Raw genomic sequence first — 25,870 nt, 5'->3', positions numbered from 1 at the left:
ACAAAGCGAGGGACACATGACCATGCACAGCAGCTATTTCATCGGGCAGGTGATCCAGCCGGAACCCACACGCCCGATCCAAGTCGGGGACATCGGCACGCCCACTTGGTACGCCTTCCTCACCACACCCCAGAAAGAAGGTTCGGCCAAAGCGTGGTTGGAAAAGAAGGGCGTCGAGGCGTGGTATCCGACCGAAACCCGCTGGCGCAAGATCGCCAAAGGCAAGATCAAGCGGAAGGAATACGAGGCGGTCCTCGTCCCTCGGTACATCTTCGCCCGGTTCACTGGCCGGCCTCAATGGGACCTGCTGAAAGCCAGCCGGTGGCTGACCGGCGTTGTCGGTATTGACGGCGTTCCCCTTCCGATCACCGACGAGACCCTGGCTGCAATGGAACAGGTGCCTGCTCGACTGGCAGAGATCCGCGCCCGAGAGGAAGAGCGGCGCACGATCCGCCCCGGCGATCGGGTGCGCATCCGGGACGGCGCGATGGAAGGGTGGGTGGTCGAGGTCCGCAGCATCCACGCTGGCATCGCCCGCTTCATCGTCCCACTGATGGGCGACCGCGAGACCGAGATGCAGGTCGGACGCCTTTCGAAGCAACAATGACTTGCGCGATGGTCAACCTATGGTATCTTGGGCGCACCCGGTGACGGTCGGTAGCCGGGGCGCCCTCGATATACGAGTCAGCGTTGCGGCACCGAGGGACAAAGCCGAGGCCCTGCATCATGCAGCGCCACAACGGAGAAATTGCGCCCAGCCGTTAGATTGACACGCTCCCCGCCCGGTACGCCGCGCGCGGTTTTCTCATCCACTGACAGTGGAGAACGACATGGCCAAGCTCAGGACCGTGCGTCCTGCCTTGGCAAGATCATCGCCCCCTCTGGCCAGAGCCGCCAAAGAGCGGAAGCGCCTCGCAACGCGGGACGATGATCGGGAATGGCGCAAGTGGTACAGCACGGCGCGCTGGAAGCGGCTCAGGGAGGAAGCTCTCGTAGCCGCATCATATACCTGCGCCAAGACCGGCCGAGTCCTCACAGGCAAGCACCCGTCGCCGGATAGCCCGGTGGTGGACCACATCAAGCCGCATCGTGGAGACCCAGACCTGTTCTGGGATCCCGACAACCTTCAAGTCGTGTCGAAGGAATGGCACGACAGCATCAAGCAGGCGCAGGAGCGCGCCGACCAGGTAGCCGCTATCCACCCCAAGTGGCTGCAGCCCTCGGTCATTCCGCTCACTATCGTCTGCGGCCCGCCATGCTCGGGCAAGACGACATGGGCCGACGCGCACGCTGCCCCGCGCGACTTGGTGATCGATCTCGATCGCATCGCCTCGGACATATCAGGAGAGCCGCTGCACGGCTGGTCGCGTGAACGCTGGCTTAACGCGGCGCTCTGGCGCCGCAACGACATGCTGGGCAGCCTGTCTCGCCCGGCGCACCACCCCGCCGCCTGGCTGGTGGTCAGCGAGCCCAAGGCACGGCACCGCGACTGGTGGGCCACGACCCTCAAGCCTCAGCGCATCGTCGTGCTGGAGGCGGACGAGGCCGAGTGCATGAGGCGGGCAGCAGCGGACGGTCGCGACATCGACGTGACCGAGGCAGGCATCATGCGGTGGTGGGCCGACTACGACCGGCGCATTGGGGATGAGAGGCTGGTCTGACCGAGGTTCCAGCGGGCGTTGCAAAAATGCAACACGCGGGGGGGGGTATGCTGCGCCGCAGCAGGCCGAATTTGCCTACCCGCGCGCCCCCAACATACAGAGATTTTTTCCCCGCCGGGGAGTTGGAGGGCGCGAACCATCGCGCGAACCGCCCATGACCGAGAAAAAAACACCCATCGACTGGAAGGCCATCCGGAACGACTGGGAGAAATCCGATTGGAGCATCAAGCGCATAGCGGAGTGGTACCAGGTTTCGGATACGGCAATCCGCAAGCGCGCCAAAGCTGAGAACTGGCCAAGCAGGCCCAAAAGCGCAACCGCGAAGGTTCGCGCAAACCGGGCGGCAGGCAGTGAGCCGGTCAAGATGGCGGGTGTGGACGCGACAGACCCGGACCAGATTGTCGGGCGCGGCCACAACCTGATCTTCCGGCTGCTCGACGAGCTGGACGCTGCGACGACGCATCAAGGCGAACTGGCTGATCTGATCGAGGCCAACGAGGAAGATCCGCGGCGCAAGGCAGCGATGCTGAAGGCGATCGATCTGCCCGGCCGGGCCAATGTGGTGAAGGCGCTGGCGACTGCGTTCAAGACCTGGAACGAAAACAAGGCGCCAGACGGCAAGAAGGCGAAACGTCAGGCGGCTGCTGAAGAAGTGGCCTCGGGCGGCAAATTCGCGCCCCGTAGCGGCCCGCGTCTCGCGGTGAACAACGACTGATGCTCGACTGGTCAACGGCGTGCCCAGACTGGGAGTCTCGGATTGTCAGGCGTCAGAGCCTGATTCCGTTCGCCCCGCTGTACCCGGATCAGGCCAACGACGCGCTCGGCGTGTTCAAGGCCCTTCGGGTCGCTGACCTTCCGGGGCAGCCGACATTTGGCGAGGTCAGCGAACAGTGGGTTTTGGATTTCGTCGCGGCGATTTTCGGGTCAAACGATCCGGACACGGGCAACCAGTTGATCAGCGAGTTCTTCCTCGCGATCTCGAAGAAGAACACGAAGTCCACCCTGGCCGCGGGGATCATGCTCACGGCATTGATCGTCAACTGGCGGCACGAGGAGGAGCTACTTATACTTGCCCCGACGATTGAGGTCGCGGGGAATAGCTTCAAGCCAGCCGCGGCAATGGTCCGGGCCGATCCGGAACTCGACGCCCTCCTGCATGTGCAGGATCACCTGCGCACGATCACGCATCGAACAACCAAGGCGGCTCTGAAGGTGGTCGCGGCAGACACGGACACCGTCTCTGGCAAGAAGTCAGGCCGGATCTTGATCGATGAGCTCTGGGTGTTCGGGAAGCGCCCCAACGCGGACGCAATGCTGCGCGAGGCGACAGGGGGGCTGGTTTCGCGGCCGGAGGGCTTCGTGATCTACCTGACGACGCAGTCGGACGCGCCGCCGGCGGGCGTGTTCAAGGACAAGCTGGACTATGCGCGTGACGTGCGTGACGGGAAGATCCTTGATCGCAAGTTTCTGCCGGTGATCTACGAATTCCCGCAGGCGATGATCGATGCGGACGCATTCCTGAACCCGGACAATTTCTATGTGACCAACCCGAATATGGGGCGGTCAGTGTCGCGTGAGTGGCTTGAGCGGGAGATGGGCAAGGAACTGGCGAAGGACGCCAGCACGCGGGCGACTTTTCTCGCCAAGCACCTGAACGTCGAGATCGGGATGAACCTGCGGGCGAACCGCTGGACCGGTGCTGATTTCTGGGCATCCCGAGCGGAGAAGCGGCTTGATCTCGATGCGCTTCTGTCGCGTTGTGAGGTGGCAGTTGTCGGGATTGACGGCGGCGGCCTTGATGACTTGTTCGGGCTGGCCGTGGTCGGGCGGGAGATCGAGACCCGGAACTGGCTGGCTTGGCATCACGCCTGGTGTCACAGGGGCGTACTGGACCGTCGCAAGGCCATCGCACCGCGGTTGCGCGATTTCGAGCGCGAGGGCAGCCTCACAATCGTGGGCGACGAGTTGGAGGACATCGCGCAGATCGTCGACACGATCCTGCGGGTGAAGCAGGCGGGTATCCTCGGCTCTGTCGGCGTCGATCCGGCGGGACTCGGATCTCTGATTGAGGCGCTGGCCGAAATCGAGGTGACGCAGGAAACCGGGCTTCTGATTGGGGTGTCTCAGGGCATCTGGATGATGAACGCCATCAAGACGGCCGAGCGGAAGTTGGCCAACGGCACCCTGAAGCATGACGGGTCCGCGCTCATGGCGTGGTGCGTCGGGAATATCAAGATCGAGCCGACCGCGACTGCGATCCGGGCGACCAAGGCCAATGCCGGAGACGCCAAGATCGACCCTGCGATGGCACTTTTCGACGCCGTGCAGGTGATGAGCAAGAACCCTGAGCCGCAGCGCGAGCCGGAATACCAAGTCCATTTCGTTTGAGAGGAGGCCGACATGGATCGCGCCTATTCCACGCTGGAGATCAAGGCGGTCGATGAGGACGCCGGTACGATCACCGGCATTGCTTCGACCCCTTCGCCAGACAGGATGGATGACATCGTTCTGCCCCGTGGGGCGAAGTATCGCCTCCCCATTCCGTTGCTGTGGCAGCACAACCATTCGGACCCGATCGGTGAGGTCATCGAGGCGACGGTGACCGACAAGGGCATCCAGATCGTCGCGCGCGTCGCCCTCGGCGTAACCGACGAGATCGACCGATACTGGAAGCTGATGAAGGCCGGCCTCGTGCGCGGCCTGAGCATCGGTTTCCGCGGCTTGAAGGTCGCGCAGATCGAAAATTCGTGGGGCGTCGAGTTCCAGGAATGGGAATGGCTGGAGCTGAGCGCAGTCACCATCCCAGCCAATGCCGAGGCGAGCATCGCCACGGTGAAAGAATTTGCGGCCAAGCCTGAACAGGCGGCCGCGACCATCCAGCCCGATCAGGAGCCCGCCGCGTCTGGCAAATCACTCCCGGTCGTCAAGCTGAATGGCCCCGCCCGCGTCCGGGCAAAGCCGTTCGTGATCCAGCGGATCAACACCTGAACGGTTGCCCACCCGGCCCTTAGGCAAGGCTATTCATAGAAGGACTACCTGCCATGGCGACTTATGCCGAGCAGATCGCGGCCTATGAGGCCACGCGCGCCGCGAAGGCGGCGGAACTCAAATCCCTGATGGACAAATCGGCGGAGGGCGGTGAAACGCTCGATGCGGACGATCAGGACACCTTCGATACGCTGGAAAGCGAAATCGAGGCCATCGACAAGCACCTGTCGCGCCTGCGCAAGGTCAAAGCGATGGACGAAGCGACCGCCAAGCCGGTGAACGGCGAGGGGAAGGCCGCCGCGGCACAATCCCGCGCGACGACCGTTGCCGCTCAGCCCATGCCGGTGAAATCGGCCCCGGGCGTCGAATTCGCCCGCCTCGCCCGTGCCAAGGCCCTCGGCTATCTCGACCACGAGAAGCCCCTGGAAATCGCCAAGCGGCTCTATGGCGACAACTCGCCCGTCGTCGGCGTGCTGACCAAGGCCAATGTTGTTGCGGGATCGTCGGTTTCCGGCACCTGGGCGGCCGATCTCGTCGGGGCGGAAACCGGGGTCTTCGCTGACTTCGTGGAATACTTGCGCCCGTTGACCATTGTCGGCCAGTTCGGCACCGGCTCGATTCCGTCGCTGCGGAACATCCCGTTCCGCACTCCGCTGATCTCGCAGACCGGCGGCGGCACGGGCTACTGGGTGGGTGAAGGCAAGCCGAAGCCCCTGACGGCGTTCGACTTCGACCGGACCACGCTGGACGAGCTGAAGGCGGCGGCTATCGCGGTCGTGACCGAGGAACTGCTGCGGAAGTCGTCGCCTGCCGCCGACATGGTGCTGCGCGACAGCCTCGCGGCCGCTGTCCGGGCCCGTATCGACGTGACCTTCATCGATCCGTCGATTGCGGCATCGGCTGGTGTCTCGCCCGCGTCGATCACCAACGGCGTTTCGGCCATCGCGTCCACCGGCAACGACGCCGACGCGATCCGCGAAGACGTGCGCCAGATCATGGCGACCTTCATCGCGGCGAACAACGCGCCGACCACGGGCGTCTGGATCATGTCCTCGACCACGGCACTGGGCCTCTCGCTCCTGCTGAACCCGCTCGGCCAGCCGGAATTCCCCGGCATCACCATGGCGGGCGGCACCTTCATGGGCATGCCGGTCATCGTGAGCGAATATGTCCCTTCGGTTTCGGCCGGCAGCTTCGTCGTGCTGGCGAACGCCTCGGACATCTACTTCGGTGACGAAGGCGGCATGATGATCGATGTCTCGCGCGAAGCCTCGCTGCAGATGCTCGACAACCCGACGAACGACGTGACCACGCCGACGGCCACGTCGATGGTCTCCATGTGGCAGACCAACTCGGTCGCCTTCCGGGCCGAGCGCATCCTGAACTGGAAAAAGCGCCGGGCCTCGGCCGTCGCCGTTCTGGACGAAGTGAACTGGGGTCAGCCCAGCTCGTAATGAAGCCGGGCCGGGCGGGTGATCGCCCGGCCTTTCCACGGCCCTATCCGGAGGCAAGGCCATGAAAAAGAACAGCGGCTACATGACCCGCGCTTTGCGGCATCGCGACCCGCGCTTCGCCCGTATTCTCGGGCGGCTTGGCTACGAAGGTCGCGACATGCGCCCTGCCGTGGAGCAGGAGCCCGCTGACGACATCGCCTCCGTCCGTGAGGAATACGAGCGGGTCGTGGGCAAGCGGCCCTTCATGGGCTGGGACATCGAGACCCTGCGCGCGAAGATGGCCGAGGCCAAGGCCTGATGAAATTCGTGGCTGCCCTCGCATTGATCCTGCTGCTTGGCGCCGCCGGCCTATCGACCGCTGGCGTCTGGCTGCTTGCGGGGTTCGCATGGTCGCTGATCTGCGGCGCGGCCTGGGCGTTTGTGGCGGGCTGCATTCTGGTGCGCGGGGCGATGACCGATGGCTAACTCGATCATGGCCGCCCTCTCGCGCGGCATCAGCGGCAGGGGCAAAGCCCTTTCGTCGGTGCCGGGTGGGCGCGGCGGCTGGCTGCCCATCTACGAGTCATTCTCGGGCGCGTGGCAGCAGAACGTGGCTGTCGATCGCGAGGCGATCCTCGCGAACCCCTACATCTTCCGCTCGCAGAGCATGATCGCTCGCGACATCGCCAAGCTGCGGGTCAAGCTTGTGTCCAAGCGCGGCAAGATTTGGTCCGAGACGGAGACGCCGGACGCCCGCGGCGTCGTTCTGCGCAAGCCGAACCATTTCCAGACCCGCAACCAGTTCTGGGAAAGCTACTTCCTTTCCAAGCTGTCGCGGGGCAACACCTACGCACTGAAGCAGCGCGACAATCGCCGCGTGGTCACGCGCCTGTTCGTGCTCGACCCGAGCCGCGTTCAGCCTCTCGTCAGCGATGCTGGCGATGTCTTCTACCGTCTTTCGTCTGACAATCTTGCTGGCCTCGAAAACGACCTCGTCGTGCCGGCGGATGAAATCATCCACGACCGCTGGAATTGCCTGTTTCATCCGTTGGTTGGGATCTCGCCTATCTGGGCAAACGGTCTGGCCGCAACGCAGGCGCAGAAGATCAGCGAAAGCTCCGCGGGTTTCTTTGCCAACCAGGCGCGGCCGGGCGGTATCCTTTCGGCACCAGGGAAGATCAGCGACGATACGGCCAAGCGCCTCAAGGAAACCTTCGAGACCGGCTACACCGGCGAGAATGCGGGACGGATCGCGGTTGTCGGTGACGGCCTCAAGTTCGAGCAGCTCACGGTCACGGCGACCGATGCGCAGCTCGTCGAGCAATTGAAATGGACGGCGGAGACCATTGTCACCAGCTACGGCATTCCCCTCGCCAAGGTCGGTCTGGAGAAGCTGCCGACCGGCGAGACCGTCCAGTCGATGAATATCCGCTACTATGTGGATGCGCTCCAGTCGCTGATCGAGGATGCGGAAAGCTGCCTTGACGAGGGCTTGGGCTTCGACGGGATCAGCGCCGGGACAGAATTCGACACGGACAACCTCTGGCGGATGGACAGCCTGACCCAGATGGAAGTGATCGAGAAGTCGAAGTCAGTTCTGACGCTCGATGAGCGCCGGGCCAAGCTGGACGCCCCCGGGATCACCGGCGGGGCGACGGTCTATTTGCAGCAGCAAGATCACAGCATCGAGGCGATTGCCGCGCGTGATCGGCAGCTTATTGAGCAGGCGAATGCGCCGGCGCCGACGCTTGCACCAGACGAACAAGCGAGTGAGCGCGCGTTCGTCGCTGAAACACTGCTTTCGATGCGGAAAGCCTTGGAGGCAGCATGATCGACCCTCAAGCATTCGGCGCGGAGCTGGCGGCAATCGTAAAGGGAGCCACAGCGCCCCTTATTGCCCGCATCGATGCGCTGGAGAAAGCACTGGCGGAGCGGCCAGAGCCCGCGGCTGGCCGTGATGGGCGCGACGGCGCTGACGCTGACCCTGAGGCGGTTGCGGCCATCGTTCACGACCGGATCAAGGGCACGCTGGATACCATGCAAGAGGCTATGAACTTGATCCCAGAGATGCCGGAGCTTCCGGATATCCCGTCGATGATCGAGGATGCCGTTGCCAAGGCTGTTGAGGCGCTTCCCCAGCCCGAGAGCGGCAAGGATGGCATCAGCGTGACGGTCGAGGAAGTCCTGCCCTCACTGGAAAAGCGCGTTGATCAATATCTGGCTTCGATCCCCGCGCCGAAGGATGGGGTTGACGGCAAGGACGGCGCTCCCGGTGAGCGCGGCGAGCCGGGCCGCGACGGGCTTGACGTGAAAGACCTGTTCCGGGCCGAAGGCGGACGCCTCGTCGCGGTGATGAGCGACGGGCGCACCAAAGATCTCGGCGTTTTCGTCGGCGCGGATGGTCGCGACGGCGCGGACGGCAAGAATGGATCGGACGGTCGCGATGGGCTTGGGTTCGATGATCTGACGTTCGAGATCAGCGAGACCGGGCGCCCGATGGCGAAGTTCTCGCGTGGCGGCGAGGTGAAGACGGTTTCGCTGCCGGGCATCATCGACCGCGGCCAGTTCAACGCGGCGGCGGCGTACGAGAAGGGTGACGCTGTCAGCTATGGCGGATCGCTCTGGCTCGCCCAAGAAGACGGCGTGACAGGCAAGCCGGGCTCGGGAGACGGCTGGCGCCTCGCGGTCAAGAAGGGCCGCGACGGGCGCGATGCCAGCGTGAAGAAGGTGCCGTGATGGTGGAGCTTTGCACCTTGGAGGATGTCAAAGCCGCGCAGCCTGTCATCGATTATGATGACGACGACGATATGCTGGAGATCCTGATCGGCGCCGCAAGCGAGGCGGTTATCGACTATCTCGATACGCGGGCCGAAGCGCTTCTCGACCTGGACAGCGGCGGTGATCTGGTTTCTGGGGCGACTGTTCCGGCTGCGGTTCGCGTGGCCGCGATCCTGACGACGCGGCACCTGTACGAGGGGCAAGACGACGAACAGGCAGTGCGGGGCGGGCTGCCCCATCGCGCCGAAATGCTGCTTTACCGCCTTGCCGATCCAACCTGCACCTGAATGGTGGCCCTCATGGGAGGGCGAGACGCTGGTGATCGTCGCCGCCGGGCCTTCCGCGAAAAAGGTGCCGGTCGAGGCTGCAAAGGGCCGGGCGAAGGTCATCGTGATCAACAACTCATGGCAGCTGGCGCCTTGGGCCGACATGCTGTTCGCTTGCGATTACGCTTGGTGGGATAAAACGAAGGGCTGGGAGGAGTTCCCCGGGCAGAAGCTATGCATCGAGGAGCGCGCCTGCCGGAAATTCGGGCTGGGATATGTTCGCTGCATGAAGCCCGACGACCGGATTTTTCTGGAGCCGAAAGGGACAGTCGGCTGGGGCGGAAACAGCGGCTTCCATTGCCTGAACCTCGCCATTCAGTTCGGTGTGAAGCGGGTGCTTCTGGTCGGCTATGACATGACCGTGGCAAACGGACTGCATTGGCATGGAGCGCACCCTGTTGGCTTGAACAACCCTCGGCAGGGCAGCGTCTCGCGCTGGCGCCGGGCAGTAGATGCCGCGGCAAAGATCGCGGCCGCCCAAGGGGTCGAGGTTCTGAATTGTTCGCCGGGGTCGGCGCTGACGCGGTACAGGAAGGTGGATTTCGAGGAAGCGCTTTGCCTCGCGTGATCTGCGTTCTGCGCGGTGGTGGTGAATACGGGCCCGAGCACGTGGCCCGCCTGCGCGATCAGGTCGCGAGGTTCTGCGGCCTGCCATTCGTGGCGCTCTCTGACGAGCCGGTGCCGGGGGTGACTGTGTTTCCCCTGGTGCACAACTGGCCGGGTTGGTGGGCGAAAATGGAGCTGTTTCGGCCCGGTCTGGCGGGCGGCCTGCTGTTCTTCGATCTGGACACCAGTATCGTGGGCGATCTTGGGGATATGGCCGCGCGGCGGCGCCTGACGATCATGCGGGATGTGTACCGGCCTGCTGGTCTGCAATCGTCGGTCATGTTCCTGCCAGAGGCTGACAGAGAAGCGATCTGGACTCGCTGGATGGATGATCCGGAGCGCTGGATGCGGACCTACCAGCGCGGCGGAGATCAGGCCTTTCTGGAGGACTGCGGCGCGGTTTGGTCGACATGGCAGGACGCGATACCCGGCCAGGTGGTGAGCTACAAGGTCCACGTCCGCAAGGCGATGCGTCCGGGGCGTGAGTTCGGAAATGGAAGCGTGCCCGCTGGCGCGCGCGTGGTTGCCTTCCATGGGAAGCCGCGACCTTGGGAAGTGGGTTGGTGAAGGAGGCTGATATGGCGAGTCCTGTTACGATGATGGACGTGGTTGTGGTGCGCTATCCGGGGCCGGTATCCGACGAGCAGCGCGCGCGGATTGTCGAAGGCATCCGTGGTCAGCTTGGGTCCGATACGCGTGTCATCGTGGCGGACAATGGGGCATCTGTGGAGTTGATGCGTGTCGCTGCCGCCTCTTGAGCAGCGTGGCCAAGCGATCCTGCGGCGTCTGCCGAGAGGTTCGCGGATGGCCGAGGTTGGCGTCCTGCGCGGCAAGCTGTCCGACTACCTGCTGCGCCGGGCTCCGGGCCTGCACCTGACGATGGTGGACAATTGGCTGACGACCGATCAGCAGCCCGAGGCCTATCGCGCGACGAGAGACGATCACGCGTTGCACACCGACGCCGCGCGCGTCGAGCGGCATAAGCGGGACGCCCGCGCCGTTGCTGACCGGTACCGAGGGCAGGCGGAAATCGTCGAGGGCTGGTCAGCGAAGGTTGCCGCAAGGTTCCCGGATCGGCACTTCGACGCGGTGTTTCTCGATGCCGATCATTCTGAAGCGGGTGTGCGGGCCGACATCACCGCGTGGCTGCCCAAGGTGAAGATGGGCGGGTGGATCGGTGGGCACGACATCGACAATGAAGACCCGCGTTTCGACTTCTCGGGCGTTCGCCGCGCGGTGGATGCTCATTTCTCCGCCGTCGATCTGGGCGACAATTTCACATGGTTTGCGAGGGTCGAATGAAGAAGCCTACCTTCCTCCGCGAGCGGGTGGCCTTCGATGAAGTCGTGGAAACGCCAGACGGATCGGGTGGCAAGATCAGGTCGTGGGAGCAGCGCCTCAATGTGCGGGCAGATTTCATCTACGCGCGCGGTTCCGAAGCTATCGATGCCGCCCGGTTGCAGGGACGCTCGGTCTACAAGGTGAAGATCCGGTCCAGCGCCGCCAGCCGCGCAATCACCGCAGGATGGCGGATGCGCGACGTGCGCCGGGGCCTGGCGTCCGGGCTGGGCGACGACGCCTTGCCGGGGAACCGTTACAACATTCGCGAGGTGGACGCGATCACCGATCCGGCATGGGTCTATATCGTCGTCGAGCTCGGGGTAGCAGTCTGATGGCCAGCCCGTCCGTAGAGCTTCAGACGGCGATCTACAACGCGCTGGTGGCGGATGCGGCTGTCGGCGCGATCGCTGGCGACCGGATCTTCGACGGCGGCTTGCCGGAAGAGTTCACGGCCTGCATCACCTTCGGCCCGAGCGACTATACGCTGCAGGACATGGACTGCATCAATGGCAGGACGGAAAGCCTGCAGATCGACTGCTGGCTCCGTGGCAAATACGGGTCTCGCATCAGCCCGGCGCGCGAGCTGGCCGACGCTGTGAAAGACGCGCTGCATCTGGTGAGCCTGAGTCTCGATGTCCACGCCTTGGCACTGCTGCGCGTGACAGCGGTGCGCGCCTTCATGGACCGCGACGGCGTCACCGGGCACGGGGTGGTGACGGTCGAGGCTGAGATCGAGGAGCGGTAGGGGTCAGTCGCCGGAGGGGGTGGGGTCAGAACGGAATGACCTCATACTTGCGCCATACGCCAGCATCTACCTCAAAGACCCTCCCGTCGTCGTACACCTTGTATTCAGCCCCGTTCTTCATTCTGAACTCGACGGCGTCGATGCTCGGGAAGGATATTGAAGCCACCAACGGGTGCCCAACCAAAACATCCTTTGCTGCGCTAGTCACCATCCCGTCAGAGTTCAGGCGCGCGACTAGGCGCTCTAACAGCAGGTCGTCGTTGTCTCGGTGGAGCAGGGCTTCATCGAGTAGCCGCCGCACAGCCTCCACCTCCGAAGGTAGCTTTTTGGCTTTCTGAAACGCAGAGATTCGGTCCGCAAGATCCTTCGGGAAGACGTAAACCTTTCTAACTGTTGATGATTCCTGATTGCTGTCTTCGCTCATCATGTGCCCCTGCATTTGCTTGTGCACACCTATTGACATACTGATGCGATGTGCAGCAATATGTTCACATGGTTAGTCATGAGGATGATAACATGGATGCACAAAGGAACTTGTATGCCGCGAACCGGCAGGCTGCCCGATCGACCCAGCGTCTGGTTGTGGAGGTCTCCAGCGATCTCCTCAGTCGCGTTGATGACTGGGGCGTTGCTGCAGGCATGACGAGCCGTCGGGAAACGGTCGAGAATCTCCTCAGCGATGCGTTGGGGATGAAGGCAGCGGGGGGTTCGTTTGGCGACCAAGCCCCCGCTGCCGGTAGTGACGCCGCCGCGCGGTAACGCGGCAAACATCAACACGCTGATCAGCTTGAAAGGAAATCAGCATGTCCAAGCACGATATGACGGCACCCGGGGCCGCAGGCAAGGGGCTTGTCGTCCGGAACAAATACTGGCTGGCGATCCGGGATGCTGGGAAAGAGGCTCGCGTCTCATTCACCGACGCCATCGCGGACTTCAATGTCTACGAGGACGGGGAGGGTAACGCATCGACCGCGCCTGAACGCTCATTCTCGAACTTCACCCGGTCCATCTACGCACCCTTCGGCCTGAACCGGAAGCAGGTCGAGGACAAGCGTGAAAGCCGGGACGATTTGGACGTGATCGTTCTGGACGCCCTGCGCCTGATCGAGGGATCTGCGGCGAGCATCATCCACGAAGGTATGGCCAAGGGTCGCAGCCGGCGTGAAATCAAGGACGCGGTCAAGGGTTATGCCGCCCAGATCGCGGCGACCGTGACCGTTTTCTCGAAGGGCGGTTATTTCGGGGAAGGGCGCGCTCAGTGACAGAGATCACCACGTTCGATTATGCGGGTATGTCGGTTGCCGACCAAGTCGAGGTCCGCGCCGCAGCTGTCCGCATCCGCGACCGGATGAAAAGAACGGTCGAGGACATTATCGCCATCGGGCAAGACCTCAAGGCCACGAAGGACCGGCTGCCGCATGGCGCATTTCTTCCGTGGATCGAGGCCGAGTTTGGGATGACGGACCGGAGCGCCGCGCGCTTCATCAGCGTTGCGGATACCTACGGCGGCAAAATCGACATTATGTCGAATTTGAGCCCGACCGTCCTGTATGAGCTCGCCGCCCCTTCGACGCCTGAGCCGGTGCGACAAGTGGTCGAGGCCAAAGCGGCTTCCGGCGAAAGTGTCAGCGTGGCTGAGGTTCAACGTCTCAAGCGCGAGGCGGCAGAGGCGATCAAGCGCGCCAACGACGCGACCGCTGAGGCAGAGCGTCAGCGAGAGAAGGCGGACACCTTGGCAGAAGGGCAACGGAGCCTCGTCGATGCGGCCCGCGATCAGGCCGCGCGCGAGGCCGCACAAGCGGCCGCTGCCGATCTGGCAAAAGCCCGCTCGGAGGCAGAGTTGGCGCGATCCCAGTTAGCCGATCAGCGGGCGATCCTCGCAAAAGCCACCGAGAAGGCCGAAGCCGCCGCCATGGCGAAGGCAAAGGCGGAGGCTCAAAGGCTTGCGGCAGACGAACTGGCAAGGGTCCAGTCTGACGCCGCCAAGGCCAAGCAAGAGGAGGCCAAGGCCCGAGAGAACGTCGAGCGGTTGTCGGAACGCGCCGAGCGTTTCCGCAAGCAAGCGGAGGAGCACGACGCATTCCTCCGCGCCCGCACCAACGGGGAGCTGGAGGCCAAGGCGATCCGCGAGCACTTGGAAGGGGTTAACCGGGTTCTGGCGCTCGCAATGGTCGAGGTGAGCGACCTCGAACACGAGCCTCCGCAGGACGTGCAGCGGCTGATCTCGAAAACGGCGAAGATGTGCCGGGATTTCTCGCAGGCCCTGGATACTCTTGGCGGCCCGGTTCTTGTCTATGAGCGCGACGGAGCACAGGCATGAAGCGCGCTACGAAAATCGGAGAAGCCATCATCAACGGCAGGCCGGTGTCGTTTTTCACGCCGCCGCATGACGAGCCAGACTTCCTGTGGGTCGATATGCAGGAGCTCGCCCGGGCTTTCGTTCCGCGCGACGTTGCGCGCCGTCTCCTGAGCAACACGCAGCGCTTTGATCAAGGCGGAAGGGTCGCGACTACGGCGCGGAACGGCAGCAAGATCGCCACCATCGTTCCGCATCCCATCGCCCAGGCTGTGGTCGGCGCGATGGATCACATGAGCGGCCACCCCGACGATGGCGGTCCGTTCTTCTCTGAATACTGCCGTCAGGCGGCGCGGTTTTCCAAGGATCACAGCCCGATGTCGCTTGATGACATGCTGGCAGCCTTCAAAAACTCCGGCGGACCGTTCTTGGCCGGGAACACCTAAACGAAGCGGCCCCCGGCAGCGGTACCAGCGCTGACCGAGGGCCTTGTCCACCACTTCGATCTCTGGAGGATCAAGCAATGGCTTATGCCAAACATAACTTCGCCGCCGCAGAAAACCAAGGAAAACAGGTTTCGCGTCGACAGCTACTGTCTGCGGCACCTGCCGCCGGGCTGGCAGCGATGATGACCGGGGCTGTTCCGGTCCCGGCTCCCGCCGAAACGCCCGTGCCTGCTGACGACTGGATGGCGGAGATCATGGCGCACGTCGAGTGCATCTTGGAGCTGCTGAATGACAGCTCCCCGGATGATGTGTCGATCACTGGTTTCGAGTTTCGCTGTGACAGCAACGGCTTGATCCCTGAGGGTGTCTGGGCAACCGGGCACCGTTGGTCCGATGAAAACCCGGGCCTGCGCGGTCTCGTACACGCCCGGCCCGGCATCGCGTCCCCGTGGCGCGGGAATGGCGAGTACATCTGATCTGCGGAAACAGAAACCGTCGTCCCGTAAAGGCACGATCAGGGCAATCGCTTGCCCTGAAACGGCAAGCTTTTAACCGCCGCGGATCTGCCTGAGTGTGTAGTCAAATGCGCTGAGCCCGTCGACCAACACTGTATCGAATTCGTCGTTTTCATCGCCACTTCTGTGGACGGCTTCACAAAAGAACTGACCTGCAAGGGAAACCCCGAGGGCATTAGACGCCTCATAACGGACGACAGAGGACAAAACTCGGAAACTGCCAGAAGCTTCCTGGTGGCGAGCGATCTCCACGCCGCGAGCGTGCAGGTCGCGCTCTTCTGCCGTGCCTCTGGAAAAGTCTGGCCCGCCGCGATTGCGCATGTATTCGTCCCACCATTCAAAGGTAAAGGGCGCTTCCCGCACGGTTGTCGCAGAGATCCTGCGATAGCTCGACGGGGATCGCAGACGCTCAGAAAAAACAGATTCGCAGGCGATGAGCGCTTGTTCTTCGACAGTCTGCGTGAACTGGCATCCCCCCAATCCTGAAGCCGCAATAACTGCTGCTGATAGCACTTTCAACATTGGTATCTCCGTAAACACAACCGCTCGACCATCGGTTGAAACCGTCACCCAATCAAGGGCTCAAGGCTGAAAGGGCGGCAACCCTCATGACGCAGGTCCAAGGGCTAAGTTACCTCATGCGCCGCTGGGAGCGCATCCCGCAGGTCGTGAAGGCCGAGGTCACGGCGGAAATGGAGGCCATCGCGACCGAGATCGTCGCGGATATGCAGCGCCTTGCGCCCAATAAGGACGGCGATCTTGCCGCGTCAATCGGCTGGACTTGGGGCGACGCCCCTGCCGGAACGCTCGCCATCGGTAGTTTCCGGGGTAGCGAGTACGGCGCAATGCGGATCACGATCTACGCCGGCGGTGGGGACGCATTCTACGCGCGCTTCCAAGAGTTTGGCACCACGAAGATGAACGCGAACCCGTTTTTCTTTCCGGTCTATCGGGCGTGGCGCCCCGAGATCCGCCGGCGCATCCGCCGCGCTATTTCACGCGGCCTGAAAAAGGCTTGATGCCCATGAGAATCCAGATGCTTCGCGATGCGGATTTCCGCTACGCGCCAGCCGTTGTGCAGTCATTCAAGGCCGGATCGGTCGTGAATATTCCGCGCGCCACCGCGCAGACCCTCATCGCTTCGGGCGCGGCGAAGCAAGTCCCCACCAAGGCCGCCAAGGAGAACGAAAATGGCTGACGCCACCCTGACCAACAAAGTCCTGATTCTGCTCGGAAACGGCGAGTCGAGCGAAACCTTCGCCGCCCCCTGCGGCGGCAACGTGAGCACCATCACGACCACCAACAACACCGGCGAAGCGGTGACGCTCGACTGCACTGACCCGCTGAACGTCGTGCCTGCCATCCAGCGCTGGACGGAGAGCCAGGACACCAGCCTGTCGATTTCCGGACGTCTTTCGCTTGAAGCACTGGCGACGTGGCGCGAATGGGCGGACAGCGGCGAGCCCAAGAACTGCCGCGCCATGTTCGATGTCGCCGCGGCCAGCGGCGGCGGATACTGGCAGCTTCCGGCCATCCTGCAAACGATGACAGTCACGCGCACCAACGCCGCGACTGCCGAGATCGAGGCAACCATCGTCGCCGCCGGTCGCCGCGAATGGACGGACGCTTCCTGATGGAAGTGATCCGCGAATGGGCTGGCAAGGATCGTCTGTTCCAGCTTCGGACGGGCGAGGTGCTGGACCTCGAGCAGGGGTGTGATGCCGGCATCGGCGTCATCTATGCCCGGCTGATCGCTGGTCAGTTCTGGGCGCGGGACGTGATGAACGCCCTGCGCCTGGGCCTGATCGGCGGCGGCATGGACAAACTCCAGGCGAAAGCGCTGGTCGATGCGCATTTCGGTCGGATTCCGATGATCGAAAGCGCAGCATTGGCGGCCGAGATAGTAATCGCCGTCATGACTGGGGTCGAGCCATCCGAAGGAAGCGACGAGGGCGAGCCGGCCGATCGTCTGCTGTTCTCGGACCTCGGCCAGATCAGCCGGGTCTTCAACCTGTCGCCGGTGGATCTTCGTCAGATGCCCTTTGCGGATCTACTGAACCTGATGCGGGGCTACAGCGCCGCAGGAGCAGCTGGCCGCGCGCCGTCCGAGGCTGAATTCGAAGACATGCTGGCCGCTTACTATGCCAAAGAGGACGCGAAGTGAGCGACATCGAGGACAAGCTGCTGGTGATGCTGGAAGCGAGCATGAATCGCTTCGAGACGCAGATGCGGCGGGGGCGCCGCGTGGCCGACGAAAATGCGAACGCGATTCAGGCGCGCTTCGACCGGCTGAACAAAGCTGTGGAAAACGGCAGCGAGCGGGCGTCCCGTACCTTGGCCTCGGAGCTGGACAAGCTGCGCTCGAAATACGACCCGCTCTATGCCGCCTCGCAGCGGTATTCGCGCGAGCTCGACCGCCTGAATACCGCGCAGCGCGTGGGCGCGCTGACGGCGAAGCAGCACGAGGCCGCGCTTGAGCGGCTGAATGCCGAGTACGCGACCTCGACGATGTCTGCGCAGGGCGCGGCTGCGCGCATGACGGGAATGGCCGCCGCCGCCGGTGGCCTTTCGGGCGTTCTGACGCGCCACTCTTTTGTGGTGAACAATGCGTCGAACCAGGTGGCTGACTTTGCCGTACAGGTCGCGTCAGGCACTGATGCCAGCCGCGCGCTGGCTCAGCAGGCACCGCAGCTGCTCGGCGCGTTCGGGGCAATGGGCGGCCGGTTTGCGGCGCTTGCCGGGATCCTCGGCGCGGTGGTTGCCATTGGCGTGCCCTTGATCGCCATGATGGTCTCCAGCGGTGAGGAAGCGCGGACGCTCGAAGACCGGCTGGACGATCTGAAAACCGCCGTCGAGGCGTATCGCGATGCAGCCGAGCGCGCCCGCCTGCCAACCGCTGAGTTGGCCGAACGATATGGCACGGCCACAGGTGCGGCGCGCGAGTTCCTCGCTGCCCTGATGGAAATCAACCAGGTCACGGCCCTCGAAGGGTTGCGCTCGACACTGGCTGCTATCGCCACGCAATTTGGCGAATTCGAAACCTCGATGGGCGATGCCGAGTGGGTTCAGAGCCCTTACGAGGAAACCCTGCGCCGGATCCGGGAGGAATTGGGCAGCCTCGCCCGAGAGGACGCCCCGGCGGTTGCCGCTGCGCTTCGGCACCTCGCAGAGGCTGCCACGCCTGACCAAGCGGTCACTGCCGCCCGCGCACTCCTTGATACCCTCGAACGGTCGCTCGGGCCGTATTCAGAGATGAACGACGAGGCGCGCGCGCTCTATCGATCGGTCCAAGAGGCCGGTGAGCGCGCGGCGGCCCTGAAAGGTGCGGCAGATGGTGCAGCCGGGGCGCTCGGGGGCGCAGCCGGTCAGGCGGCGCGCTTGGCAGACGAGCTGACGCGGGCCCTGAATGCCGCCTCGGCACTCGCCGCGCAAAGCGTGACCGACCTGCAGCGTGCAGAGATCGAATGGCAGTTCCGGGATAACCCGGTTGGCCGCGCGGGTGCCCTGGCAGCGGCACAGTTCGACGCGACTCGCCCCGATGCTCCGATGTCGGACGGCGCGCGGCGCCAATGGGAGGCCGACCGCGCGACTTTCATCGGAAATGCGGAAGCCTTGGCGCGATATAACGAGCAGCTGCGCGAGTATCGCGACAATCAGCGAGAAGCCGGGCGCTCGGGTGCGCGCCAAGGCCGCCAGGAGGAATCCTTCGCCCGCTCGATGGCCGAACAATTGCAAGCCGCCGAGCTTGAACTCGACATGATCGGTCGCACCGCCGCCGAGATTGCCGAACTGCAAGCCCGGCAGGAGCTGCTGAACGAGGCCCGGCGGCGGGGTCTCGATCTGACCGCCCGTTCGGCGGCGACCGGCGAAACGCTCGCGGAACAGATCGATCGGCAGGCAGAGGCCATTGGTCGCCTGACCGAGCGTCAGGAGCAGGCCAACCAGCGCGCCCAGTTCTTCGAAGACATTCAGGGCGACCTGAAGGATGGCATTCTGGACGCAATCGTGGCGGGAGAGGATCTCGCCGGCACTCTGGAGAACGTCGCGCGCGCGCTGGCACGTGCCGCGCTCGAAGCGGCTCTGTTCGGCAGCGGGCCGCTCGCCGGTTTGTTCGGCGGCGGCGGTGGACTTTTCGGCCTGTTCGGCGGCGGAACCTCGGCCAAGGTCATGCATACGGGCGGCATCGTTGGATCAGGCGGAACATCTCGCACGGTCAGCCCGGCCATATTCGCCGGTGCGCAGCGCTTCCACAATGGCGGTTGGCCTGGACTGAAGGCCGGCGAGGTTCCGGCAATCCTTGAGCGTGGTGAGCGGGTTCTCAGCCGCGCAGAGGTCGCACGGGGGGGTACTGGACCAGTCGTCATTTCCGGTGAGATCGGTGTCACGGTCGACGATGACGGGAAGGTTCAGGCCTATGTCAAGCGCATGGGCACGCAGGCTGCTCGTCAAGGGGCTCAGGCAGCTGTTGGCGTCGTCAAGTCCAGCCTTCCCAATTGGCAGAATGAATACAGTCAGCACGGGACGATTCTATGACCTATGCGCCGACGATCTACGATTGGCGCAAAGTCTGCGCCCCTCTGAACCAGGTGGTAAGGGCTGGAGGATCGTCCGACGCGGGCGGCATGACGCTGGGCGGCGCCTCGGTGCAGTACCCGCGCCCGGGCGGCCGGATCGCGCTGACGATGGATTTCGCGACATTTGCCACGGTCGAGCAGAACGAGGCCGCGTCGTGGACGATCAGTCGTATCATGGCCGGTGCACTCATGCGGATCCCTATTTTCCGTTCCGTGCAGTTGGTTCCAGCCGGTGATCTGTCCGGTTCCGACGAGCCGGGCATCCCGTGGGCGAACGGCGAGCCATGGGCGAATTATGAAAATTGGGCGTGGAACCCGTCCGCCTACATTCCGGCGGTTGCGCTCAAAGGAGCGGAAACCTTCACGCTGAGCACCAACGGATTGGCTTCGGCGTTGAGGATCGGGCATTTGGTCGGCTTCCACATCGACGGCTACGATTTCGCGCATGTCGTCATGGAGATTGATCCGAATGGCGACGGCACCTCGGAGGTGACGGTGGCGCCGCCTCTGCGCCGGTCGCTCGCCATCGGCGACAGGATGCGGTTCCGGCCCACGATCATCGCGACCTGCATCAACCCCGACGAGGTAGTCGGCACTTTCCAGTATCGGCGCCGCATGCAGTTTGGGCAGGCTCGGTTCGTCGAGGCGCTGGTATGAGCGATTTTCGCACGAGGCTTCTGGAGATCACCGGATCGGCAACCGATTCCCACGACATCCGCGCGATGGTCGCCCGGTGCTTTTTCTACGATTTCGACGGGTTCCCAGTGCGCCTCTGGGAGGGGCAAGGCGTTCTCACCACGACCATCGGCGCGGGCGATCCGATGGTGACGCCTGACGGCACCTTGGCGGCGAACGAATGGCTCGGGACCTATGATGCCCTGGGGAACAACCGGCATGAGGCCGCGCAGCTGCAGGATTCGCGGGACGGCGCCAGCCCGCGCATGAAATTCGGCCTGCCGCATATCGATCTGGAAACCTATGAGGCGCTGAAGGCGGATCAGGCGCTCGCCAAAGACCGGGACCTGGTGATCTATCGGGCAATCTTCGGGAAGGGCGAGGGCCTGCGCCCGCAAACGCCGATCCAGTTTGCCGCCCGGCTGACCATGAAGAGCGTGGAATTTACCCGGCGCATGAGCGGCAGGACCGACAGCCCGGAAATGGAATATTCGGCGCGCGTCCTCCTTGCCAGCGGCGAAGAGGGCAGATCCCGCATCCCGGGCGCGACCTATACCGACACCGCGCAGCGCGAGCGTGCCGCACAGCTGGGGGTCGCCTCGGACAGCGGCTGCGTCTTCATCGCGAGGAACGCGCAGCGCACCTTCGTCATCGGGGGTGACAGATGAGCGATTCCGTGGCCGAGACCCTGTCGCTCTGGCGGCGCAGCGCGTTCGAATGGGGCACCTTGGACTGTGTTCTGGCGACCTGTGACCATGTCCTCCGCGTAACCGGGATCGACCCGGCCGCACCTTGGCGTGGCTCTTATTCCGACGAGGCCGGGGCGAGGGCGATCTACGAGGAGCACGGCGGGGTGCTGGCGCTGTTTCGCCACGGCATGGCCCGGGCCGGGTTTGAGGTGGGCCAGCGGGAGCGCGGTTTTCCCGTGGTCTGCGATGTCATGGGCCACGAGATCGCGGGCGTCGATACCGGCGGCAAGGTCATGTTCTTGGCGGAGGAACGCGGTGTGATTTGCATGCGGGCCCCTGTTCTGGAGGCGTGGGTTCTATGAAGCTGGTCTATGCAGCGGCCCTGGTCCTGATGCTTGTGGCGCCCACGCCAGCCCGGGCTGAGCCGGTCTCGGCGTTCTTCAACGCTCTTTTGGCTCTGGTCCCGAAAAGCGTCGTGGTCTTCTTCAGCTCGACCCTGGGCTCGGTGCTTCTGCAGGTCGGCTTCAGCGCGCTTTCGATCTGGATTTCGCGCAGCAACACCCCGTCGCCCGAGGCGGCACGGGTGAATACCCGGCTGGTCGACGCGGTGCGCTGGCAGCTTGCGGGCACCGCCATTTCCGGGGGCGATGTCGGGGCCTTCGCGGAATATGACGCTGACGGGAATTTCTGGTTCTTCGTGCTGCATGGTGACGCCGAGATGACGGGCGACCCGCAGTATTTCTTGGACAACATCCCGGTGACGCTGGCCGAAACCGCCGCCGTGGAGAAATCCGTGGATTGGGTTCTGGGAACGGAGAACTACGACCTGGACGGCGAGGTCGTGGTCAACGAGCTTCTCGGGACCGTCACCAGCAACGACAGGGTGCTCGTTCGCAACCAAGACGACGCCTCCGAAAACGGGATCTGGGTGACATCGTCCGGCGCATGGACGCGGGCCGCAGACATGGCCGCCGGATCGGCGATCGACTATTTCGTCGTGGGCGGAACGCCGCTCGGCGGCGGGCCCGATGTCTATTACAGCGTGACCGATCCGTCCGGGCTTGTCGGGACCGCTGACATGATCTGGTCGGTCGGTCGCAACGAACGCGCCATCGGCGATGTCCTCACGGATGCCTTCTGCCTCACCAACGGCTACAAGCAGTATGAGGGGGCGGGTGTTCGGCTACCGTGGTTCCGGCTCTACCCCGTGACGCCGACTGCCTCGCAGGTCTACGGAGACCGGCCCGCCGAATTCGCCGCGGCGTTCCCTGATCTGCCGGCCGATTTCCTGCTGGCTGGGGTCTCCTATACCATCGTCCGGTGCAAGGCGATTCCGGTCGAGCATTACGGCAACGCCTTCCGCTGGCGCGGCCTCATGGGGCTGGGTGAGCCGGGCGTGGCGCTGGTTTCGAACTGGAACCGCATGTACGACCCGCGCAACGGTGCCCACGACATCAATGACCCGTCGACATGGACGCCGGGCGATGGCAACCCGGTCATCACCTGGGCGTGGTGGCGCACCAACCGTTATGGTCGCAATCGCCCGATGACGGCGATCAACTGGACCAAGGTCGCGGAGCAGGCCGATATCTGCGACCAGACCGTTCTGGACCGATCCGGGGTTTCGATCCCGCGATACCGTGGCGCCTTCGCTTTCCCGGACAACAAGCCCCGGCACGAATGCGAGCGCGAGATCCTCGACACCTTCGACGGCTTCGTGGTCTACGACGACGACGGCAAGGCATGGCCCCGGGCCGGGATCTACGAAGCGCCAACGCTGACCTTCTCCGCGGCGCGCGACATCCTTTCCGAGCAGACGCAGACCGTCGATGACGGTGAAGCCCAGATTGACGGGGTGATTGTCGAGTATATCAGCCCGGATCACGGCTACACCAAGCAGCCGGCGGCGCCGTGGCGCAACCCCAACTTCTACAACCCGCTGATCACGCCGAACTATCGCCGCATCATGGTCTTGGGCTGTCAGAACCACAATCAGGCCGTTCGGCTGGCCAAAGCTTATGGGCTGGTCTTCGGCCCGGCACGCAAGGCCGCGCTTGGCACCACCATCAAGGGCGTGCTGGCAAAGGGTGAGCGGACGATTGACCTCGACCTCGATGACGAATTCCAGGGCGATTACCAGATCATAACGCCGGTCATTGAGGGCGCGAACGGGCTGGAAACCACCTTCGCCGTGGTGCCGATGCAGACCGACAGGTACGACATGAACGAGGGCGAGGAAGGCGCGCCGCCCGCGATCCCGGAGCCGCTCGACATCGACAACACGCTGGAGGTCGCCCAGAACGTGACCCTGAGCGTGGTCTCGGTGCTGACGGCGGCGGGCGAAGCAGCAAGGCTGGAAGCGACATTCGATGCGCCCGAGCGTGTCGACCGGGAATTCCGGTTTCGCTACGCGCCGACCGGCACCACGTCCTACGAATACTTCGCCACCGACATGGACGAGCTGCGGGCGATCTCGGCCATCGTGGACGCTGGCGCCCAGTTTGACGTGCAATGGCAGACCATCACGGCGGCGGGGCGCGCAACGGACTGGTCGGCAATCACCATCATCACCGCGACCATCACACCGATCGATATCGATGATCTTCAGGACCCCGGGCAAAACGGGATCTCGAGAAGCGTCTCCGGTCTGCCTGACGGAATACAGCTTGTCATCGGGGACGGGGAATGGTGGCGCAGGGTTTCCTCCGGCACCATCGTCACGGCGGCCCGCTATGTCGCGCTGTTCGACTATGCGGAATATCAAGCGGATCGGGTTCCCGGCGCGCTGGCCGGCGTGCTGAGCCTGACCCGGGCCAGCGCCGCGACCTATGTGGGCGAGGATGGTCTGATCGCCAGCGCGGCCATCGATGCTCCGCGCTTCGATTACCTGCTCGGGACTCGTGCGCTGCTGGTCGAGCCTTCGGCGACGAACCTGTGCCTGCGATCCGAGGCTCTGAACGACGCGGCATGGACGCCCACCGGCGGGGCCACGATCACGGCAGATGCCACCACGGCCCCGACCGGGTTCGCATCCGGGGACCGGATCAATGTCACGGGATCAGGGCAGGGGGCTTATCAGGCTGTCACCTTTGGCTCGGGCGCCGCTGTGGTGATCTCGATTTTCGTCAAAGCCAACACCGGCACCACACACATCCTGCTGCGCGATGATCTCAGCGCCGGGCGTCACATCCGGGTCAATCTGGCCGACGGCACGGTCACGGCGACCGCTGGCACGATCACCGACTATGGCACCGAGGATTACGGGAACGGCTGGTTCCGCGTCTGGATGGCCTACACCACAGGAACCGGCTCGGCCCGGCTTCTGGTTCGCTCCGACAATGCCGCCGCCGGGTCCTTCTATGCCTGGGGCGGCCAGATCGAGGCAGGCACGAAATTGACAACCTATATCCAGACCTTCGGCTCCAGCGTCACGCGGTCGGCCGATGTTCCGACGATGCAGGGCGTGACGGCAACGCTCGATCTGTCGGTTCGGTATGGCGACGGGTCGAATGCGACCCTCGCCGCTCAATCCGTCTCCCCCGGCTTCTGGCCGACCCTCGCCAGTACCCGCATCCGCCGCATCGTCGGTCGCGAATAAACACCTCATCTCGGAGATTACGATGGCTGTAGCCAAATCGCTTAGGGCGATCCTTGAAGGGTCGCCTGTTGACCCAAATCACCAAGTCGTCAACGCCGAACTCCGGGCAAAGCTCGAAGAAATTGAAGCGCAGGCCGCGTTGGGTGGCACGCTGTTCTTCGAGGATGAGCTTGCGGACCTGCCGACCGGGACCGCTGGTGATAACGCGTTCGTTCTGGATGACCCGACGCCCGCGAACAACGGCGTCTACCTCAAGGGCGCATCGACTTGGGCGAAAACCTCCGAGCTTCCGGCGGCGTTTTCGGACGCGGCTTCGGCATTGGCAGCGGTCGACGCGCTGGATGCTAGCCTTTCTCCTGTGGCGAAGTCTGGCGATTATGACGACCTGAGCAATAAGCCGACCTTCGGGACTGCTGCGGCACAGGATGTTGGCGACTTCGTCCAGACCACCGGCGCGCAAACCATTGAGGGCGTGAAGACCTTCTCCAGCGCGCCTGTGGTTCCGGACAATTCGTTTGCGATTGCCAAGACCAACGGTCTGCAGGCCGCGCTTGACGCCAAGGCCCCTCTGTCATCGCCCGCCTTTACCGACACCCCGACCGCGCCGACGGCAGCGCCCGGGACGAATACCACGCAGCTCGCCACGGCTGCCTTCGTCCAAGCTGCCATCGCGGCTCTGCTCGATTCCGCGCCGGGCACGCTCGACACGCTGAACGAACTCGCCGCCGCGCTTGGCGATGATCCGAACTTCGCAGCCACCATTGCGGGGCAGATCGGTGATCTGGAAGCGGCGCGCGGGTTTGACGCCCTGATCCGCCCGGTGATCAGCGGGACCGGCGATGCGGCGGTGGCCACGGTCGAGACGGAACAGGCGTCGATCAGCATCACCAACGGCACGCCGTTCTTGGTCCGCTGGCCCGCCGCGAACACTGTCACGGCCCCCACGCTGACGGTCGGTGCCACGGAATACACGATCCTGAACCAGAACGGCGGCGCGCTGGCCGACGGCGATCTCGGTTCTGCCCGCTGGTACTGGATGGTGCAGCACAGCTCGTCGCCCGCACGGCTGAAGCTCATCGGTGTGGTCAATGCGTCGGAGCTCGGGCTCGGCGAGGTCGACAACACGCGCGACGTGGACAAGCCCGTCAGCACCGCCCAGGCCGCCACGTTCGAGGCCGAGGCGCTGGTCGGTGCGCGGC

The 25,870-nt window shown here is 63.9% G+C and carries 33 protein-coding genes and 1 pseudogene; 32 read left to right on the top strand and 2 right to left on the bottom strand.

Annotation, left to right across the window (positions count from 1 at the left end; genetic code table 11):
• Positions 1–16 precede the first annotated feature (16 nt).
• The 17 genes from JI664_RS12735 to JI664_RS12655 all read left to right on the top strand — a co-directional run bounded on the left by JI664_RS12735 (position 17) and on the right by JI664_RS12655 (position 11,878).
• Positions 17–607 (top strand): transcription termination/antitermination NusG family protein, encoded by a 591-nt coding sequence (locus JI664_RS12735; RefSeq protein ID WP_207014136.1) that lies wholly within the window; start codon positions 17–19, stop codon positions 605–607.
• Between the two features lie 223 nt (positions 608–830).
• Entirely contained in the window at positions 831–1,661 is an 831-nt protein-coding gene (locus JI664_RS12730; RefSeq protein WP_207014135.1) for an AAA family ATPase, read from the top strand.
• A 154-nt stretch (positions 1,662–1,815) separates the two neighbouring features.
• On the top strand, positions 1,816–2,376 hold the full coding sequence (locus tag JI664_RS12725; RefSeq protein WP_207014134.1) for a hypothetical protein: 561 nt from the start codon (positions 1,816–1,818) through the stop codon (positions 2,374–2,376).
• The gene (locus JI664_RS12720; protein WP_211201693.1) at positions 2,376–4,049 is read left to right on the top strand and encodes a terminase large subunit; all 1,674 of its coding nucleotides are present in this window, start codon (positions 2,376–2,378) and stop codon (positions 4,047–4,049) included. Before JI664_RS12725 ends, JI664_RS12720 begins: the two co-directional genes overlap by 1 nt.
• A 12-nt stretch (positions 4,050–4,061) precedes the next feature.
• A complete protein-coding gene (locus JI664_RS12715) occupies positions 4,062–4,649 on the top strand; it encodes an HK97 family phage prohead protease (protein WP_207014133.1) in 588 nt (195 codons plus the stop codon).
• Between the two features lie 53 nt (positions 4,650–4,702).
• A complete protein-coding gene (locus JI664_RS12710; protein ID WP_207014132.1) occupies positions 4,703–6,103 on the top strand; it encodes a phage major capsid protein in 1,401 nt (466 codons plus the stop codon).
• A gap of 61 nt (positions 6,104–6,164) precedes the next feature.
• Positions 6,165–6,401: a hypothetical protein gene (locus JI664_RS12705; RefSeq protein WP_207014131.1), complete on the top strand. Its 237-nt coding sequence runs from the start codon at positions 6,165–6,167 to the stop codon at positions 6,399–6,401.
• Positions 6,401–6,568 carry a hypothetical protein gene (locus JI664_RS12700; protein ID WP_207014130.1) on the top strand — a complete coding sequence of 56 codons (168 nt, stop codon included), beginning with the start codon at positions 6,401–6,403 and terminating at the stop codon, positions 6,566–6,568. Before JI664_RS12705 ends, JI664_RS12700 begins: the two co-directional genes overlap by 1 nt.
• A complete protein-coding gene (locus tag JI664_RS12695) occupies positions 6,561–7,913 on the top strand; it encodes a phage portal protein (protein ID WP_207014129.1) in 1,353 nt (450 codons plus the stop codon). Before JI664_RS12700 ends, JI664_RS12695 begins: the two co-directional genes overlap by 8 nt.
• On the top strand, positions 7,910–8,818 hold the full coding sequence (locus JI664_RS12690; RefSeq protein WP_207014128.1) for a hypothetical protein: 909 nt from the start codon (positions 7,910–7,912) through the stop codon (positions 8,816–8,818). The genes JI664_RS12695 and JI664_RS12690 overlap by 4 nt, the downstream gene beginning before the upstream one ends.
• The gene (locus JI664_RS12685) at positions 8,818–9,147 is read left to right on the top strand and encodes a head-tail connector protein (protein WP_286174086.1); all 330 of its coding nucleotides are present in this window, start codon (positions 8,818–8,820) and stop codon (positions 9,145–9,147) included. Before JI664_RS12690 ends, JI664_RS12685 begins: the two co-directional genes overlap by 1 nt.
• Before the next feature lie 31 nt (positions 9,148–9,178).
• Positions 9,179–9,754: a hypothetical protein gene (locus JI664_RS12680; protein ID WP_286174074.1), complete on the top strand. Its 576-nt coding sequence runs from the start codon at positions 9,179–9,181 to the stop codon at positions 9,752–9,754.
• Positions 9,742–10,359, top strand: coding sequence for a hypothetical protein (locus tag JI664_RS12675; protein ID WP_207014126.1), 618 nt, complete (start codon positions 9,742–9,744; stop codon positions 10,357–10,359). The genes JI664_RS12680 and JI664_RS12675 overlap by 13 nt, the downstream gene beginning before the upstream one ends.
• Before the next feature lie 11 nt (positions 10,360–10,370).
• Positions 10,371–10,550 carry a hypothetical protein gene (locus tag JI664_RS12670; RefSeq protein WP_207014125.1) on the top strand — a complete coding sequence of 60 codons (180 nt, stop codon included), beginning with the start codon at positions 10,371–10,373 and terminating at the stop codon, positions 10,548–10,550.
• 46 nt (positions 10,551–10,596) lie between these two features.
• Positions 10,597–11,094: a class I SAM-dependent methyltransferase gene (locus JI664_RS12665; protein ID WP_207014124.1), complete on the top strand. Its 498-nt coding sequence runs from the start codon at positions 10,597–10,599 to the stop codon at positions 11,092–11,094.
• Positions 11,091–11,465, top strand: coding sequence for a phage head completion protein (locus tag JI664_RS12660; RefSeq protein WP_207014123.1), 375 nt, complete (start codon positions 11,091–11,093; stop codon positions 11,463–11,465). The genes JI664_RS12665 and JI664_RS12660 overlap by 4 nt, the downstream gene beginning before the upstream one ends.
• Positions 11,465–11,878: a DUF3168 domain-containing protein gene (locus JI664_RS12655; RefSeq protein ID WP_207014122.1), complete on the top strand. Its 414-nt coding sequence runs from the start codon at positions 11,465–11,467 to the stop codon at positions 11,876–11,878. Before JI664_RS12660 ends, JI664_RS12655 begins: the two co-directional genes overlap by 1 nt.
• Positions 11,879–11,903: 25 nt before the next feature.
• On the opposite strand, the gene JI664_RS12650 is transcribed toward JI664_RS12655, so the two are convergent.
• The gene (locus tag JI664_RS12650; RefSeq protein WP_207014121.1) at positions 11,904–12,302 is read right to left on the bottom strand and encodes a hypothetical protein; all 399 of its coding nucleotides are present in this window, start codon (positions 12,300–12,302) and stop codon (positions 11,904–11,906) included.
• A 92-nt stretch (positions 12,303–12,394) separates the two neighbouring features.
• Between JI664_RS12650 and JI664_RS12645 the strand changes: the two genes are divergently transcribed.
• The 5 genes from JI664_RS12645 (at position 12,395) to JI664_RS12625 (ending at position 15,096) form a co-directional block, all read left to right on the top strand.
• A complete protein-coding gene (locus JI664_RS12645; protein ID WP_207014120.1) occupies positions 12,395–12,637 on the top strand; it encodes a hypothetical protein in 243 nt (80 codons plus the stop codon).
• A 44-nt stretch (positions 12,638–12,681) separates the two neighbouring features.
• Entirely contained in the window at positions 12,682–13,140 is a 459-nt protein-coding gene (locus JI664_RS12640; protein ID WP_207014119.1) for a hypothetical protein, read from the top strand.
• The gene (locus JI664_RS12635; RefSeq protein ID WP_207014118.1) at positions 13,137–14,198 is read left to right on the top strand and encodes a DUF3102 domain-containing protein; all 1,062 of its coding nucleotides are present in this window, start codon (positions 13,137–13,139) and stop codon (positions 14,196–14,198) included. The genes JI664_RS12640 and JI664_RS12635 overlap by 4 nt, the downstream gene beginning before the upstream one ends.
• Positions 14,195–14,620: a hypothetical protein gene (locus tag JI664_RS12630; RefSeq protein WP_207014117.1), complete on the top strand. Its 426-nt coding sequence runs from the start codon at positions 14,195–14,197 to the stop codon at positions 14,618–14,620. The genes JI664_RS12635 and JI664_RS12630 overlap by 4 nt, the downstream gene beginning before the upstream one ends.
• A gap of 77 nt (positions 14,621–14,697) precedes the next feature.
• Positions 14,698–15,096, top strand: a complete 399-nt coding sequence (locus JI664_RS12625) for a hypothetical protein (protein ID WP_207014116.1) — start codon at positions 14,698–14,700, stop codon at positions 15,094–15,096.
• A 72-nt stretch (positions 15,097–15,168) separates the two neighbouring features.
• Here the strand turns inward: JI664_RS12625 and JI664_RS12620 are convergent, their stop codons facing one another.
• Positions 15,169–15,657 carry a hypothetical protein gene (locus JI664_RS12620; protein WP_207014115.1) on the bottom strand — a complete coding sequence of 163 codons (489 nt, stop codon included), beginning with the start codon at positions 15,655–15,657 and terminating at the stop codon, positions 15,169–15,171.
• An 86-nt stretch (positions 15,658–15,743) separates the two neighbouring features.
• Between JI664_RS12620 and JI664_RS12615 the strand changes: the two genes are divergently transcribed.
• The 10 genes and pseudogenes from JI664_RS12615 to JI664_RS12570 all read left to right on the top strand — a co-directional run.
• Positions 15,744–16,154 (top strand): HK97-gp10 family putative phage morphogenesis protein, encoded by a 411-nt coding sequence (locus JI664_RS12615; protein ID WP_286174084.1) that lies wholly within the window; start codon positions 15,744–15,746, stop codon positions 16,152–16,154.
• A gap of 17 nt (positions 16,155–16,171) precedes the next feature.
• Entirely contained in the window at positions 16,172–16,333 is a 162-nt protein-coding gene (locus tag JI664_RS12610) for a hypothetical protein (RefSeq protein ID WP_207014113.1), read from the top strand.
• Positions 16,326–16,769, top strand: a complete 444-nt coding sequence (locus JI664_RS12605) for a hypothetical protein (RefSeq protein ID WP_207014112.1) — start codon at positions 16,326–16,328, stop codon at positions 16,767–16,769. The genes JI664_RS12610 and JI664_RS12605 overlap by 8 nt, the downstream gene beginning before the upstream one ends.
• The gene (locus JI664_RS12600; protein ID WP_207014111.1) at positions 16,751–17,299 is read left to right on the top strand and encodes a gene transfer agent family protein; all 549 of its coding nucleotides are present in this window, start codon (positions 16,751–16,753) and stop codon (positions 17,297–17,299) included. The genes JI664_RS12605 and JI664_RS12600 overlap by 19 nt, the downstream gene beginning before the upstream one ends.
• On the top strand, positions 17,296–19,668 hold the full coding sequence (locus tag JI664_RS12595) for a hypothetical protein (RefSeq protein WP_207014110.1): 2,373 nt from the start codon (positions 17,296–17,298) through the stop codon (positions 19,666–19,668). The genes JI664_RS12600 and JI664_RS12595 overlap by 4 nt, the downstream gene beginning before the upstream one ends.
• The gene (locus tag JI664_RS12590) at positions 19,665–20,366 is read left to right on the top strand and encodes a hypothetical protein (RefSeq protein WP_207014109.1); all 702 of its coding nucleotides are present in this window, start codon (positions 19,665–19,667) and stop codon (positions 20,364–20,366) included. The genes JI664_RS12595 and JI664_RS12590 overlap by 4 nt, the downstream gene beginning before the upstream one ends.
• 107 nt (positions 20,367–20,473) lie before the next feature.
• The gene (locus JI664_RS12585) at positions 20,474–21,052 is read left to right on the top strand and encodes a hypothetical protein (protein ID WP_207014108.1); all 579 of its coding nucleotides are present in this window, start codon (positions 20,474–20,476) and stop codon (positions 21,050–21,052) included.
• Positions 21,049–21,435 (top strand): DUF6950 family protein, encoded by a 387-nt coding sequence (locus tag JI664_RS12580; protein WP_207014107.1) that lies wholly within the window; start codon positions 21,049–21,051, stop codon positions 21,433–21,435. Before JI664_RS12585 ends, JI664_RS12580 begins: the two co-directional genes overlap by 4 nt.
• Positions 21,432–24,671 carry a phage head spike fiber domain-containing protein gene (locus tag JI664_RS12575; RefSeq protein ID WP_207014106.1) on the top strand — a complete coding sequence of 1,080 codons (3,240 nt, stop codon included), beginning with the start codon at positions 21,432–21,434 and terminating at the stop codon, positions 24,669–24,671. Before JI664_RS12580 ends, JI664_RS12575 begins: the two co-directional genes overlap by 4 nt.
• 22 nt (positions 24,672–24,693) lie before the next feature.
• Positions 24,694–25,870 (top strand): annotated as a pseudogene (locus JI664_RS12570) (hypothetical protein); the annotation flags it as partial.

It is taken from the genome of Rhodobacter sp. NTK016B, assembly GCF_017303295.1.
In the GTDB taxonomy this organism is placed as follows: domain Bacteria; phylum Pseudomonadota; class Alphaproteobacteria; order Rhodobacterales; family Rhodobacteraceae; genus Pararhodobacter.
This window is presented reverse-complemented; position numbering and strand designations above follow the sequence as displayed.

Bases quoted from the DNA above. Each gene is read 5' to 3' on its own strand.
- JI664_RS12670 (WP_207014125.1), top strand. From the start codon at position 10,371: ATGGCGAGTCCTGTTACGATGATGGACGTGGTTGTGGTGCGCTATCCG.
- JI664_RS12665 (WP_207014124.1), top strand. From the start codon at position 10,597: ATGGCCGAGGTTGGCGTCCTGCGCGGCAAGCTGTCCGACTACCTGCTG.
- JI664_RS12650 (WP_207014121.1), bottom strand. From the start codon at position 12,302: ATGAGCGAAGACAGCAATCAGGAATCATCAACAGTTAGAAAGGTTTAC.
- JI664_RS12615 (WP_286174084.1), top strand. From the start codon at position 15,744: ATGACGCAGGTCCAAGGGCTAAGTTACCTCATGCGCCGCTGGGAGCGC.
- JI664_RS12580 (WP_207014107.1), top strand. From the start codon at position 21,049: ATGAGCGATTCCGTGGCCGAGACCCTGTCGCTCTGGCGGCGCAGCGCG.
- JI664_RS12645 (WP_207014120.1), top strand. From the start codon at position 12,395: ATGGATGCACAAAGGAACTTGTATGCCGCGAACCGGCAGGCTGCCCGA.
- JI664_RS12690 (WP_207014128.1), top strand. From the start codon at position 7,910: ATGATCGACCCTCAAGCATTCGGCGCGGAGCTGGCGGCAATCGTAAAG.
- JI664_RS12695 (WP_207014129.1), top strand. From the start codon at position 6,561: ATGGCTAACTCGATCATGGCCGCCCTCTCGCGCGGCATCAGCGGCAGG.
- JI664_RS12590 (WP_207014109.1), top strand. From the start codon at position 19,665: ATGACCTATGCGCCGACGATCTACGATTGGCGCAAAGTCTGCGCCCCT.
- JI664_RS12715 (WP_207014133.1), top strand. From the start codon at position 4,062: ATGGATCGCGCCTATTCCACGCTGGAGATCAAGGCGGTCGATGAGGAC.
- JI664_RS12685 (WP_286174086.1), top strand. From the start codon at position 8,818: ATGGTGGAGCTTTGCACCTTGGAGGATGTCAAAGCCGCGCAGCCTGTC.
- JI664_RS12640 (WP_207014119.1), top strand. From the start codon at position 12,682: ATGTCCAAGCACGATATGACGGCACCCGGGGCCGCAGGCAAGGGGCTT.
- JI664_RS12575 (WP_207014106.1), top strand. From the start codon at position 21,432: ATGAAGCTGGTCTATGCAGCGGCCCTGGTCCTGATGCTTGTGGCGCCC.
- JI664_RS12730 (WP_207014135.1), top strand. From the start codon at position 831: ATGGCCAAGCTCAGGACCGTGCGTCCTGCCTTGGCAAGATCATCGCCC.
- JI664_RS12605 (WP_207014112.1), top strand. From the start codon at position 16,326: ATGGCTGACGCCACCCTGACCAACAAAGTCCTGATTCTGCTCGGAAAC.
- JI664_RS12710 (WP_207014132.1), top strand. From the start codon at position 4,703: ATGGCGACTTATGCCGAGCAGATCGCGGCCTATGAGGCCACGCGCGCC.
- JI664_RS12655 (WP_207014122.1), top strand. From the start codon at position 11,465: ATGGCCAGCCCGTCCGTAGAGCTTCAGACGGCGATCTACAACGCGCTG.
- JI664_RS12620 (WP_207014115.1), bottom strand. From the start codon at position 15,657: ATGTTGAAAGTGCTATCAGCAGCAGTTATTGCGGCTTCAGGATTGGGG.
- JI664_RS12610 (WP_207014113.1), top strand. From the start codon at position 16,172: ATGCTTCGCGATGCGGATTTCCGCTACGCGCCAGCCGTTGTGCAGTCA.
- JI664_RS12735 (WP_207014136.1), top strand. From the start codon at position 17: ATGACCATGCACAGCAGCTATTTCATCGGGCAGGTGATCCAGCCGGAA.
- JI664_RS12705 (WP_207014131.1), top strand. From the start codon at position 6,165: ATGAAAAAGAACAGCGGCTACATGACCCGCGCTTTGCGGCATCGCGAC.
- JI664_RS12720 (WP_211201693.1), top strand. From the start codon at position 2,376: ATGCTCGACTGGTCAACGGCGTGCCCAGACTGGGAGTCTCGGATTGTC.
- JI664_RS12700 (WP_207014130.1), top strand. From the start codon at position 6,401: ATGAAATTCGTGGCTGCCCTCGCATTGATCCTGCTGCTTGGCGCCGCC.
- JI664_RS12660 (WP_207014123.1), top strand. From the start codon at position 11,091: ATGAAGAAGCCTACCTTCCTCCGCGAGCGGGTGGCCTTCGATGAAGTC.
- JI664_RS12600 (WP_207014111.1), top strand. From the start codon at position 16,751: ATGGACGGACGCTTCCTGATGGAAGTGATCCGCGAATGGGCTGGCAAG.
- JI664_RS12630 (WP_207014117.1), top strand. From the start codon at position 14,195: ATGAAGCGCGCTACGAAAATCGGAGAAGCCATCATCAACGGCAGGCCG.
- JI664_RS12725 (WP_207014134.1), top strand. From the start codon at position 1,816: ATGACCGAGAAAAAAACACCCATCGACTGGAAGGCCATCCGGAACGAC.
- JI664_RS12625 (WP_207014116.1), top strand. From the start codon at position 14,698: ATGGCTTATGCCAAACATAACTTCGCCGCCGCAGAAAACCAAGGAAAA.